Annotated in this window: 11 protein-coding genes and 1 riboswitch; of the genes, 5 read left to right on the forward strand and 6 right to left on the reverse strand. The window is 60.9% G+C overall.

Features of this window, described 5'->3' with window-relative positions; translation table 11 throughout:
* The first annotated feature begins 395 nt into the window (after positions 1–395).
* On the forward strand, positions 396–1,079 hold the full coding sequence (locus ROSMUCSMR3_RS17715; RefSeq protein WP_081508213.1) for a GAD-like domain-containing protein: 684 nt from the start codon (positions 396–398) through the stop codon (positions 1,077–1,079).
* Positions 1,080–1,239: 160 nt separating this feature from the next.
* Here ROSMUCSMR3_RS17715 and ROSMUCSMR3_RS17720 read toward each other — a convergent pair whose 3' ends face one another.
* Positions 1,240–1,773, reverse strand: a complete 534-nt coding sequence (locus ROSMUCSMR3_RS17720) for a L,D-transpeptidase (protein ID WP_037297378.1) — start codon at positions 1,771–1,773, stop codon at positions 1,240–1,242.
* Between the two features lie 265 nt (positions 1,774–2,038).
* Between ROSMUCSMR3_RS17720 and ROSMUCSMR3_RS17725 the strand changes: the two genes are divergently transcribed.
* On the forward strand, positions 2,039–2,899 hold the full coding sequence (locus ROSMUCSMR3_RS17725) for a hypothetical protein (protein ID WP_081508214.1): 861 nt from the start codon (positions 2,039–2,041) through the stop codon (positions 2,897–2,899).
* A 56-nt stretch (positions 2,900–2,955) separates the two neighbouring features.
* Here the strand turns inward: ROSMUCSMR3_RS17725 and ROSMUCSMR3_RS17730 are convergent, their stop codons facing one another.
* The gene (locus tag ROSMUCSMR3_RS17730; RefSeq protein WP_081508215.1) at positions 2,956–4,455 is read right to left on the reverse strand and encodes a CoA-acylating methylmalonate-semialdehyde dehydrogenase; all 1,500 of its coding nucleotides are present in this window, start codon (positions 4,453–4,455) and stop codon (positions 2,956–2,958) included.
* Positions 4,456–4,559: 104 nt separating this feature from the next.
* On the opposite strand from ROSMUCSMR3_RS17730, the gene ROSMUCSMR3_RS17735 reads away from it, so the two are divergent.
* The 3 genes from ROSMUCSMR3_RS17735 to coaD all read left to right on the forward strand — a co-directional run bounded on the left by ROSMUCSMR3_RS17735 (position 4,560) and on the right by coaD (position 6,505).
* Entirely contained in the window at positions 4,560–5,456 is an 897-nt protein-coding gene (locus tag ROSMUCSMR3_RS17735; protein WP_008280245.1) for a LysR family transcriptional regulator, read from the forward strand.
* A 60-nt stretch (positions 5,457–5,516) separates the two neighbouring features.
* Entirely contained in the window at positions 5,517–5,951 is a 435-nt protein-coding gene (locus ROSMUCSMR3_RS17740) for a CBS domain-containing protein (protein WP_008280246.1), read from the forward strand.
* Between the two features lie 62 nt (positions 5,952–6,013).
* A complete protein-coding gene (coaD, locus tag ROSMUCSMR3_RS17745; protein ID WP_008280247.1) occupies positions 6,014–6,505 on the forward strand; it encodes a pantetheine-phosphate adenylyltransferase in 492 nt (163 codons plus the stop codon).
* Positions 6,506–6,511: 6 nt separating this feature from the next.
* Here coaD and gap (ROSMUCSMR3_RS17750) read toward each other — a convergent pair whose 3' ends face one another.
* The 4 genes from gap (ROSMUCSMR3_RS17750) to gap (ROSMUCSMR3_RS17760) all read right to left on the reverse strand — a co-directional run bounded on the left by gap (ROSMUCSMR3_RS17750) (position 6,512) and on the right by gap (ROSMUCSMR3_RS17760) (position 11,138).
* A complete protein-coding gene (gene gap / locus ROSMUCSMR3_RS17750) occupies positions 6,512–7,564 on the reverse strand; it encodes a type I glyceraldehyde-3-phosphate dehydrogenase (RefSeq protein WP_081508216.1) in 1,053 nt (350 codons plus the stop codon).
* 91 nt (positions 7,565–7,655) lie between these two features.
* Positions 7,656–7,799, reverse strand: coding sequence for a hypothetical protein (locus ROSMUCSMR3_RS21490; protein WP_087148885.1), 144 nt, complete (start codon positions 7,797–7,799; stop codon positions 7,656–7,658).
* A 153-nt stretch (positions 7,800–7,952) separates the two neighbouring features.
* Positions 7,953–9,755 (reverse strand): phosphomethylpyrimidine synthase ThiC, encoded by a 1,803-nt coding sequence (gene thiC, locus ROSMUCSMR3_RS17755; protein WP_081508217.1) that lies wholly within the window; start codon positions 9,753–9,755, stop codon positions 7,953–7,955.
* Positions 9,756–9,867: 112 nt separating this feature from the next.
* Positions 9,868–9,999: riboswitch (TPP riboswitch) on the reverse strand.
* 137 nt (positions 10,000–10,136) lie between these two features.
* The gene (gene gap, locus ROSMUCSMR3_RS17760; RefSeq protein WP_081508218.1) at positions 10,137–11,138 is read right to left on the reverse strand and encodes a type I glyceraldehyde-3-phosphate dehydrogenase; all 1,002 of its coding nucleotides are present in this window, start codon (positions 11,136–11,138) and stop codon (positions 10,137–10,139) included.
* Positions 11,139–11,378: the final 240 nt, after the last annotated feature.

The following is an 11,378-nucleotide window of genomic DNA, read 5'->3' on the forward strand; positions in this document are numbered from 1 at the left end:
GCGATTTCGAAAAGGGTTCCGGAGGCGGAGGCGGAAAAGGGCCTTCACTAGCGTTTTTTGCACCTATCCAAGAGGTGCTTGGACCGTTGGGTTTTGGGGTTTGGTAGCGTGCGCCACGTCTGCGCCTCTGCTCTGGTCAACGCGCTCGTTTTCGCCCTATTGGCGCTGTTTTGCCGCTCTAGAGCAAACTTTGCACTCGCGCGTCCCTGTGGCCTCTTGGTCTTCCAGCCTCGTCCCGGGTTATCCGGCATCGCTGTAAACGAAGGTGTGGGCCTACAAGCATCCTGCTTCAGGTCTCCCCTTCAGATCCAGAGCATGCGTGGAAAACCCTCAAATTGACTATTGCCGGACAATGTTTGATTAAGTGTAAGCCATTGCGAATAGGAAATTTCCCGATGACCAAGCTCGCCGAAATCCGAACCTATGCGCTTTCGAAATTGGGTAAGCTGGACAAGGTGACGCCGTATCCGGCGGACAGTTTGGCGGCCCTACAGGGCAGAGTGCCGGGCAGCATGATCGACATGCTTCACACCTTGGGCCTTGGCACCTGGGGCAAAGGCAAGTGGCAAACGGTAGAGCCACAGAACTATGATGGTTTGTTGCAGCAGACCTTGCGTGGCGATCCTGATTTTTCCGCTGGGGATTGCACGGCCTTTGCGATCCTTGGCTTCGGCGATCTGACGTGTTGGCATCGAAGGTTTGGAATTGTGAACATTCGTGTTTTGCCCAACACCCTGTCTGCCCCGTCGTTTTATGACAATGGACCAGAAGACACCGAACAGGCGGCGCTTATGAACTTTATGTCCATTCACCTGACTGCTGGTCAGTACTACGACAAATACGCAGGCGATGGAAAAGGCTTGTTCGACCGTCTTGTCAAAGTGCATGGCCCGCTTGCGCCCGGCCAAATCTTTGCCCCCAGACTACATCCAGCGATCGGGGGCGCGGTGACGGTTGAGAACTTCCGCCCTGCTTCGGCCCCTGAAGCCACGGCCCTTCTGCATCAGATGGAACCCTTTGTGTTTATGGACCACCGCAAACCACGCGCAGTTGAGGTGCGGATGATCGGGCGGCAATGATGACTATGCGCAAGCCACTCGCATTAATGCTCTTGCAACACTCGACTGTCCACGCCGCCCCCCTCATTGCCCCCCCTACAACGCACAGAAATGGCCGCCGGATTTTCTCCGGCGGCCTGTTGGGATGGGTTTGCGTGACGGTTGGGGCCCCGGTGGGTGCTCAGAGCAGCAGGACCTGTGTGCCGACCTCGACCTTGGCGAAGAGTTCCTCGATATGCTCGTTATAGAGGCCGATGCAGCCTGAGGAGGATTGCCGCCCGATCTTGCGGGTGTCGTGGGTGCCGTGCACGAGATAGGCGGGCCAGCTGAGGTAGAGCGCATGGGTGCCCAGCGGGTTGCCGGGGCCGGGGGGCATATAGGCGGGCAGGGTGGGATCGCGCTCGCGCATGGATTGGGTGGGGGTCCAGTCGGGGCCGACGCGCTTGCGCACGATCTGGGTATAGCCGCGGCGGGTGAGATCCTCGGTCATCGGCACGGAGGAGGGGTAGAGCGCATAGGTCTCGCCGTCCGGGCCCCAGTAATGCAGCGCGCGGCTGTCGATATCGGCCAGAATAGCGCCCTTGCCCAAGCTGTCGAAATGATCGCGCCAGTCGCGGGTGATAAAGGCGGACGCATTGCGCCGGTTGGTCACGTCTGCCGCAGGTTCTGCGCGCAGGATACCGGGGGTTGCAAGGGCGGCGAGGCCGGTGGCCATGGCATGGCGGCGGGTCAAAAGGCCGGGTTTCACGGGAATTCATCCTCTTTGTCGTGGCTGCTGCGCCCTATTTAGGGAAAGGGACGGGCGAAGCGAAGGGCAGGACGGGCAGAAACCTGCGTCACCTCACGAGATTGTCATCGCGAAGGGGCCGTGTGGTGGCAACGCCCCGCTCGCGTCAAGATTGCGAGAGGGGCGCGTTTGTGGTCTCTTGTCGGAATAAGACCTGTTGATTTCAGCACAGATATTTTGAGGGGGCAGTGCAATGCCAGAAGAACACCGGGTTGCCGTGGCGGTCATTCACGGCATGGGCAGCCAAGGCGACCGGCCACAGGCCGCGAATGCCGTCAGCTTTTCGCGGGATCTTTACACGGCCTTGCGCAAGCGGATGGGGGCGGCGCGGTTTGATACGCTGGTTGGCTGGCGCGAGATTTTCTGGTCGGACATCCTGCAAGAGCGGCAACAGAGCTATATGGACCGGGCGCTGAAAGGGCAGGGCAATTGGATGGGGGCACGGGATTTCGTGATGCACCGTCTGGCCGATGCCGCCGCTTACCGTTGGGAAAAGGGCGATCATGCCTATGTCTATCCGCAGGTCCATGCCCGCGTGTCCAACGCCATTGCGCATCTGGAGGGCGTGACAGGCGGCCGCGCGCCGCTGATCGTGCTGGCGCATTCGCTGGGCGGGCAGATCATCTCGAACCATATCTGGGATCTACAAAGGAAATACACCACCGCGCCCACGCCGTTTCAGCGGTTCGAGACGATGGCGGGGATGATCACCTTTGGCTGCAATATCCCGGTCTTTACCTTTAGCTGCAAGCCCGACGATGTGAAGGCGATTGAGCGCCCCGGCACCGCCATTCCGGTGGGCAAAAGGTTCAATCCGTGGTGGGTCAATCTGAACAGTCGCAATGACATTCTGGGGATGCCGCTGGCAGAGGCGGGCGACGGGTATGCAGCGTTGGCGGATCGTGAAGAGTTGCGGGATCGCTGGATCAGTGCGGGCAATGTGCTGACCGCGTGGAATCCGTTGTCGCATAACGCCTATTGGGCGGATTCGGATGTGCATGGGTCGGTCGTGGCAATGATCGAAAAGTCGATGCAGATCGGGCCGGTGGGGTGATACGAAAAGGCCCCGGTGAAACACCGGGGCCTTTGGTCGTGAGTGATGGGTGAAGATTAATCCATCGGTTTGAAATTGAATTCCCCGCCTTCCTTGATCCCGGACGGCCAACGGGCGGTCACGGTCTTGGTGCGGGTGTAGAATTTGAACGAATCCGGGCCATGTTGGTTGAGATCGCCAAAGCCGGATTTCTTCCAGCCGCCAAAGGTATGATAGGCGAGCGGCACCGGGATCGGCACGTTGATGCCGACCATGCCGATATTGACACGCGCGGCGAAATCGCGGGCGGCGTCGCCATCGCGGGTAAAGATCGCGGTGCCGTTGCCGTATTCGTGATCCATCGCCAGTTTCAGGGCCTCTTCGTAAGAGCCTGCGCGCACGGTTGCGAGCACGGGGCCAAAGATTTCCTGCGTGTAGATGTCCATATCCGGGGTCACGCGGTCAAAGAGATGCGGACCGACAAAGAAGCCATCCTCATAGCCCTGCAATTTGAAATCACGCCCATCGACCACCAGTTCGGCCCCCTGCGCGATACCGCTTTCGACCAGACCAAGGATGCGTTGCTTGGCCTCTGCGGTAACAACGGGGCCGTAATCCACGTCATTGCCTGCGGTATAGGGCCCAACTTTCAGCTTTTCGATGCGCGGCACCAGTTTTTCAATCAGGCGGTCGGCGGTTTCATCGCCCACCGGAACTGCCACGGAAATGGCCATGCAGCGTTCGCCCGCCGCGCCATAGCCCGCGCCCACCAGCGCATCCGCGGCCTGATCCATATCGGCATCGGGCATGATGATCATGTGGTTCTTGGCCCCGCCAAAGCACTGCACGCGCTTGCCGTTGGAACAGCCGCGACCGTAGATATATTGCGCGATGGGTGTCGAGCCGACAAAGCCGATGGACTGAATGACCTCGTGGTCGATGATCGCATCCACGGCCACCTTGTCGCCGTTGACGACCTGCAGGATGCCTTTGGGCAATCCGGCCTCTTCCATCAGTTCGGCCAGCATGAGCGGCACGGAGGGGTCACGCTCGGACGGTTTGAGGATGAAGGCGTTGCCGCAGGCGAGCGCCGGGGCGAACATCCACATCGGGATCATGGCAGGAAAGTTGAACGGCGTGATGCCCGCCGTCACGCCAAGCGGCTGGCGCATGGAATAGATGTCGATGCCGGGGCCCGCGCCATCAGTAAACTCGCCTTTGAGCATTTGCGGCGCACCGATGCAGTATTCCACCACTTCGAGACCGCGCTGGATGTCGCCCTTGGCATCGGGGAAGGTCTTGCCATGTTCGCGGCTGAGCGCCTCGGCCAGCTTGTCCATGTCGCGGTTCAGCAGGCGGACGAATTCCATCATCACCCGTGCCCGGCGTTGGGGGTTGGTGGCGGCCCAAGCGGGCTGTGCGGCCTGTGCGGCGGCGACAGCGGCATCCATTTCTTCGACGCTGGCGAGCGGGCATTTGGCCTGCACTTCGCCGGTGGCGGGGTTGAACACATCTGCAAAGCGCCCGGAGGTGCCTTTGACATGTTGACCGTTGATGTAATGGGTAAGCTCTTGCATTGGGAATCCTCCTAATCCGTTGGCGGCAGGGTAGTCTTGCAAAACCTCTGCGGAAAGAGGCAATATTCCAAAAGTGATTTGCATTTCTGCAAAGGGGGCCGGGAATGACGCCGCATTGGGACGATATCCGCATATTCCTGGCTGTTGCCCGGTCTGAGAGCCTGTCGGGGGCGGGGCGTATCCTGCGGATTGATCCGGCGACGGTGGGGCGGCGTATCGCGCGGCTGGAGGAGGAGTTGGGCGCGCCGCTTTTTGCCAAATCGCCCACGGGGTATGTTTTGAGCGAGGCAGGGCAACGCCTGATGGGGCCGGCGCTGCGCGCGGAAACCGCCATGCAGGAAGCCACCGAGGAAATGGCCGGACAAGCCGGGGGGCTGAGCGGGCAAATCCGCATCGGCGCGCCGGATGGCTGCGCCAATTTCCTGTTGCCGCAGGTCTGCGCCGCGATTGGCGCGGAAAATCCCGATCTGGAAATTCAGATCGTGGCGCTGCCGCGTGTGTTCAACCTGACGCGGCGCGAGGCGGATATGGTGATCGCGGTCAGCCCGCCCACGGCCGGGCGGCTGACGGTGCAGAAGATCACCGATTACCGCCTGCATCTGGCGGCGACGGTGCGCTATCTGCGTTCGCATCCCCCGATTGCAACGCTGGCGGACCTGCGCGCGCATCGGATGGTGGGCTATATTCCCGATATGATCTTTGACAAGGAATTGGACTATCTCAGCGAGGCGGGGATCGAGCGCGTCAGCCTTGCGTCGAATTCGGTGTCGGTGCAGCTAAATTGGGTGCGGCAGGGCGGTGGCATCGGGGTATTGCATGATTTTTCACTGCCTTGGGCGCGGGGGCTGCAAAAGGTGCTGCCCGACCAATTTTCGCTTACCCGCAGCTTTTATCTGGTGCGCCATGCGGATGACCGGCGGCTTGAACGGCAGAACCGGTTTGCTACCGCGCTGGTCGAGAGGCTTCGCCAAGAGGTGCAGAGCCTGGAGGCGCGCACTTGACAGAAATTTTATTATAGATCACGCTGATTTTATGGACATATTCTTGCGGAGGGTCGTGTCATGCTGGTGCAGCAAATCCTGAAATCCAAGGGCGATAGCGCGGTGATCACGATTTCGCCTCAGACAAAGGTTTCGGAGGCGGCGCAGACCCTTGCAGAGCGCCGGATCGGCGGGCTTGTGGTGTCACGGGATGGCGAGACGGTGGAGGGGATCATCTCAGAGCGCGATATCGTGCGCAGCCTTGCGGTGCGGGGTGTGGTCTGCATGACTGAAACCGTGTCTGAAATGATGACCCGTAATCCGGTTTGCTGTTCGCGGCAGGATACATCTGATGCGGTGTTGGCGCGTATGACAGATGGCCGGTTCCGTCACATGCCGGTGGTGGAGGCGGGCAAGCTGGTGGGGATCGTGACCATCGGCGACGTGGTCAAGGCGCGGCTGGAAGAGCTGGCGATGGAGAAGACAGCCCTTGAAGGGATGATCATGGGCTACTAAGCGCTTGCATCGCCTTGCATAGTATTGTTGCGTGAGCGGCGATTGCAGCAAAGGAGGGCCGCATGCGCATTGGTCTTTATCCCGGCACGTTCGACCCTATTACCTTGGGCCATATTGATATTATCCGCCGGGCAGCCGTGCTGGTGGATCGGCTGGTTCTGGGGGTTGCGATCAACCGGGACAAGGGGCCGCTGTTTTCGCTGGAAGAGCGGGTCGAGATGATCGAGGCGGAATGTGCCAAGCTGAGCGCGCAGACCGGCACCGAAATCGTGGCGCATCCGTTCGAGAACCTGCTGATCAATTGCGCCCATGATGTGGGCGCGCAGGTGATCGTGCGCGGTCTGCGCGCGGTGGCGGATTTCGAATATGAATTCCAGATGGTCGGGATGAACCGGGCGCTGGATAATTCGGTCGAGACCGTCTTTCTTATGGCGGATGCCAATCATCAGGCGATTGCCAGCAAACTGGTCAAGGAAATCGCCCGGCTGGGCGGGGATGTGACCAAGTTTGTCACCCCCCCGGTCCGCGAAGCGCTGCTGGCCAAGTTTTCCTAAGGCTGCTCAGGTCGGTTCCATCACCCGCGTGTGGTGCGGGACGGGGCCGCGCCCGGTTTCGAGGTGGCGGCCCATTTCGGCGGCGACATCGAGCATGCGGTTGGAAAAGCCCCATTCGTTGTCATACCAGCTGAGCACGCGGCACAGCCGTCCTTCCATCACCCGTGTCTGATCGGTGGCAAAGATCGAGCTGTGGGGATCGTGGTTAAAGTCCGAGGAGACAAGCGGGCGGCTGGTAACATCGAGCACGCCCAAAAGCGCGCCGTTGGCGGCACCGCTGACGGCGGCGTTGATCTCGTCCACGCTGGTGTCGCGCGCGGCCTCGAATGTCAGGTCCACGACGCTGACATTGGGGGTGGGCACGCGGATGGCGGTGCCGTCGAGCCGCCCGGCGAGGGCGGGCAACACGAGGCCCACGGCACGGGCAGCGCCGGTGGTGGTGGGGATGATGTTGAGCCCCGCCGCGCGGGCGCGGTAGAGGTCCTTGTGCATGGTGTCGAGCGTTGGCTGGTCGCCGGTGTAGCTATGGATCGTGGTCATGAAACCACGGGTGATGCCGATGCTTTCATGCAGCACCTTGGCCAAGGGGGCGAGGCAATTGGTGGTGCAAGAGGCGTTGGAAACGATCACATCCTTGGCGGTCAGGTCCGTGTGGTTGACGCCGTAGACCACGGTGCGATCGGCCCCGGCTGAGGGGGCCGAGACCAGAACGCGCCGCGCGCCGTTCTTGAGGTGGCGGGCGGCGGCGTCGCGGTCTGTAAAGATGCCGGTGCATTCCAGCACGATATCGACATCACCCCATGGCAGCGCTTCTGGGTCGCGCAGGGCGGTCACGCGCATCGGCCCGCGGCCTGCGTCAATCGTGTCGGCGGTGGTGGTGATCTGACCCCGAAAGCGGCCATGCACGCTGTCGAATTCGAGCAGATGGGCGTTTGTTTCGACCGGGGCCAGATCGTTGATGGCCACGACTTCGATGTCTTGGCGATCCGAGTCGAGCAAAGCGCGCAGCACGTTGCGTCCGATACGACCAAATCCGTTTATGGCAAGTTTCAGGGGCATGGCATCCTCCGAGAGTTATGTTAGCGCTAACAATTGACGGCGAACATAAACGAATTTCGAAACGAGTCAATGCGGAGGAGTGTCAGTTGCGTTATCGCCAAAAGGCGACATATTCGATCAGATCAATCAGCTTGCGCCCGAGGAACAGGGTGGATTGGCCATCGTTCAATATGACATCGGCACCGAGCGCCACCAGGACGATCCCCCCAAGGCCAATCGCGATTGTGTTGGTCATGCCGCGCGCCTTTGCCGTCTGCGTCCCGCAGGGTATGCAACAGAGGCTGCCGCCATGCAAGCCGGATCAAGGGCCGGGAGGGGGCTGGCCATAGGGCCGGAGGCGCAAAACGGCCCCCGGCGCCGGGCACCGGGGGCGTGCGATCAGGTCTGATCACTCGTCAAGGGGCAGGTAGATATCGCCGGCTTCGCGGAACTTTTCGGCCATCGCCGCCATACCCTCTTTCTGGGCCTCGGCGCGGATGTCGTGGCTGATCTTCATTGAGCAGAATTTCGGCCCGCACATCGAGCAGAAATGCGCCACCTTATGCGCCTCTTTGGGCAAGGTCTGATCGTGGAAGTCGCGGGCGGTTTCCGGGTCGAGCGAGAGGTTGAATTGATCCTCCCAGCGGAATTCAAAGCGCGCGCGGCTGAGCGCATCGTCACGCCGCTGCGCCCCCGGCAGGCCCTTGGCAAGGTCGGCGGCATGGGCGGCGATTTTGTAGGTGATGACGCCGGTTTTCACATCGTCGCGGTCGGGCAGGCCCAGATGTTCCTTGGGGGTGACATAGCACAGCATCGCACAGCCGAACCAACCGATCATCGCCGCCCCGATGCCACTGGTGATATGGTCATAGCCCGGCGCGATATCGGTGGTGAGTGGCCCAAGGGTGTAGAACGGGGCCTCGTGGCAGCATTCAAGCTGCTTCTCCATATTCTCTTTGATCTTGTGCATGGCGACATGGCCCGGCCCCTCGATCATCACCTGGCAATCCTTGCGCCATGCGATTTTCGTGAGTTCGCCCAGCGTCTCCAACTCGGCGAATTGAGCGGCGTCATTGGCATCGGCTATTGAACCGGGGCGCAGCCCATCGCCCAATGAAAAGCTCACGTCATATTGGCGACAGATGTCGCAGATGTCTTCGAAATGCTCATAAAGAAAGGACTCGCGGTGGTGATGCAGGCACCACTTGGCCATGATCGAACCGCCTCGGCTGACGATGCCTGTTACCCGATTTACCGTCATTGGCACCATGTGCAGGCGCACGCCCGCATGGATGGTGAAATAGTCCACGCCCTGTTCGGCCTGTTCGATCAGCGTGTCACGGAACACCTCCCATGTCAGGTCTTCGGCAATGCCATTCACCTTTTCCAGCGCCTGATAGATCGGCACGGTGCCGATGGGCACGGGGCTGTTGCGGATGATCCATTCGCGCGTGTTGTGGATGTTGCGGCCCGTCGAGAGATCCATCACCGTATCCGCCCCCCAGCGGATCGCCCAGACCAGTTTCTCGACCTCTTCTTCCATCGAAGAGGTGACGGCGGAGGTGCCCATGTTGGCATTGATCTTGACCAGAAAATTGCGGCCGATGATCATCGGCTCCAGTTCCGGGTGGTTGATATTTGCGGGGATGATGGCGCGGCCTGCCGCAATCTCTTGCCGGACGAATTCGGGGGTCACGTAGTCGGGAATATTCGCGCCCCAGTCGTTGCCGTCGCGGTGACAGGGTGTCAATTCCCGCAGCTGGTTTTCGCGGATGGCCACGAATTCCATCTCGGGCGTGATAAGGCCTGCGCGGGCATAGGCCAGTTGGGTGGGGGCCGCCCCCGGCTTGGCGCGCAGTGGCCGGTGCTGAACCGGAAACTCCGGCACCAGTCTATCGCCGGTGACAAAGCCGTTATCCTCGGGCTTGACGTGGCGGCCCTCGTAATCCTCCACAGTCCCGCGTGCCATGATCCACGAGCGGCGAAGCGGCGGCAAGCCTTGGCGAATATCGGTGGTGCGGTCCGGATCGGTATAGGGACCAGAGCTATCATAGACGGCCAGCGGTGCCTCGCCTGCGGTGGGATGGGTCGAGATTTCGCGCATGGGCACTGCGATTTCGGGATAGTGCTGGCCGGTCACATAGATTTTTCTAGAGGCGGGCAGAGGGCCCGTGGTCACGCTCGGGGTGATGTTCTGGGTGGGGACGTTCATTTTGGTGCTCCTCGAGTCAGTTTCTACAAAGAGACCAGATGAGCGTGGCAGGGAGGCAGGAGGGCAGCATATACGCCCCGGTTCAGGCCATGGGATCTGCCGGAACGTGGCATGATCGCGAGCCCTAGCTTCCTACGCCAGTATCAACTGGGTCAGGTTCAAAGGGTCGCGACACTGCAATATCTGCAAAGATGATTGCCAGCCGCCTCTCAGTCCCTCAGTTGGGACTCCCCTGCGTAGGAAAAGCGTATGCGGTAAGACAGGGCCGCGCAACCCGAAGTTTCGGGCTTGCGAGCTCAGAGGCAGATTGGCGGGTTCCAATGGCAAAGCGCCGGGCTGCGCGTATCGCGGCCCGGCGCTGCACAAAAAGTGAGGGCTTGTTTACTGCAACCGGCCCATGGCAACGGCGACATCGGCCATGCGGCAGGAAAAGCCCCATTCGTTGTCATACCATGCCAGCACCCGCACCAGACGGTTGCCGATCACTTTGGTCTGATCAGGGGCGAAGATCGAGCTTTCCTCGGTGTGGTTGAAGTCGATGCTGACCTTGGGTTCGGGATCATAGCCCAGAACGCCCTTCATCGCGCCAGCGGCGGCCTCGGCCACCACGGCGTTGACATCGGCCTTGGTCACGTCGCGCTTGGCGACAAAGGTCAGGTCCACCGCCGAGACATTGGGCGTGGGCACGCGGATGGCAGAGCCGTCGAGTTTGCCCGCGAGTTCCGGCAGCACCTCACCAAGCGCTTTGGCGGCCCCGGTCGAGGTGGGGATCATCGACATCGCGGCGGCGCGGGCGCGGTAGAGGTCATTGTGGCGTCGGTCCAGCGTCGGCTGGTCACCGGTATAGGCGTGGATCGTGGTCATGATGCCGCTCTCGATCCCGATCGTATCATTCAGCACCTTGGCCAGCGGCGCGAGGCAATTGGTGGTACAAGAGCCGTTCGAGATCATCCGCTCAGAGGCCAAGAGCGCGTCATGGTTGACGCCGTAGACCACGGTGCGATCCACGTTCTTGGCCGGGGCCGAAATCAGCACCTTGCGCGCGCCGCGCTCAAGATGGGTGCGGGCCTTGGCACCATCATTGAAATTGCCGGTGCATTCGAGCACCACATCAACCCCGTCCCAATCCAACTCGTTCATGTCATAGGTCGAGAACATCTGGATCGGGCCGCGACCGAGGTCCATCGTCTGGCCCTCGACGGTGATCGGATGGGCAAAGCGGCCATGCACGCTGTCATAGCGCATCAGATGCGCTGCGGTCTCAATCGGCCCGGTTGCGTTCACCTTGACCACCTTGATATCGTTGCGCAGGCTTTCCGAGATATGGGCAAGCGTGGCGCGACCGATACGGCCGAAACCGTTGATTCCTACGGTGATGGTCATGGGCGACTCCTGATAGCTGAATTGGCGTCCGTATAGACGGGGCAGAGGACGCCGGAAAGCGGTAAAAGTCGTTTTCCAGTTGGAATACAGGATGTTAGCGGTAACCTTGCGGGGGTTGGCGTGGCTTTGCTGGTGATTGCGCTAACGCAGGATGGCAGGTTTGGGCGATCGGAAGGCGCATATTTGCCGCCAAGACATAGGGGCGCCCGAGAGCGCCCCTGTCTTTGATCTGCCAGTCCG

The organism is Roseovarius mucosus (assembly GCF_002080415.1).
In the GTDB taxonomy this organism is placed as follows: domain Bacteria; phylum Pseudomonadota; class Alphaproteobacteria; order Rhodobacterales; family Rhodobacteraceae; genus Roseovarius; species Roseovarius mucosus_A.

Bases quoted from the DNA above. Each gene is read 5' to 3' on its own strand.
- ROSMUCSMR3_RS17735 (WP_008280245.1), top strand. From the start codon at position 4,560: ATGACGCCGCATTGGGACGATATCCGCATATTCCTGGCTGTTGCCCGG.
- ROSMUCSMR3_RS21490 (WP_087148885.1), bottom strand. From the start codon at position 7,799: ATGACCAACACAATCGCGATTGGCCTTGGGGGGATCGTCCTGGTGGCG.
- thiC (WP_081508217.1), bottom strand. From the start codon at position 9,755: ATGAACGTCCCCACCCAGAACATCACCCCGAGCGTGACCACGGGCCCT.
- coaD (WP_008280247.1), top strand. From the start codon at position 6,014: ATGCGCATTGGTCTTTATCCCGGCACGTTCGACCCTATTACCTTGGGC.
- ROSMUCSMR3_RS17740 (WP_008280246.1), top strand. From the start codon at position 5,517: ATGCTGGTGCAGCAAATCCTGAAATCCAAGGGCGATAGCGCGGTGATC.
- ROSMUCSMR3_RS17730 (WP_081508215.1), bottom strand. From the start codon at position 4,455: ATGCAAGAGCTTACCCATTACATCAACGGTCAACATGTCAAAGGCACC.
- gap (WP_081508218.1), bottom strand. From the start codon at position 11,138: ATGACCATCACCGTAGGAATCAACGGTTTCGGCCGTATCGGTCGCGCC.
- gap (WP_081508216.1), bottom strand. From the start codon at position 7,564: ATGCCCCTGAAACTTGCCATAAACGGATTTGGTCGTATCGGACGCAAC.
- ROSMUCSMR3_RS17715 (WP_081508213.1), top strand. From the start codon at position 396: ATGACCAAGCTCGCCGAAATCCGAACCTATGCGCTTTCGAAATTGGGT.
- ROSMUCSMR3_RS17720 (WP_037297378.1), bottom strand. From the start codon at position 1,773: ATGGCCACCGGCCTCGCCGCCCTTGCAACCCCCGGTATCCTGCGCGCA.
- ROSMUCSMR3_RS17725 (WP_081508214.1), top strand. From the start codon at position 2,039: ATGCCAGAAGAACACCGGGTTGCCGTGGCGGTCATTCACGGCATGGGC.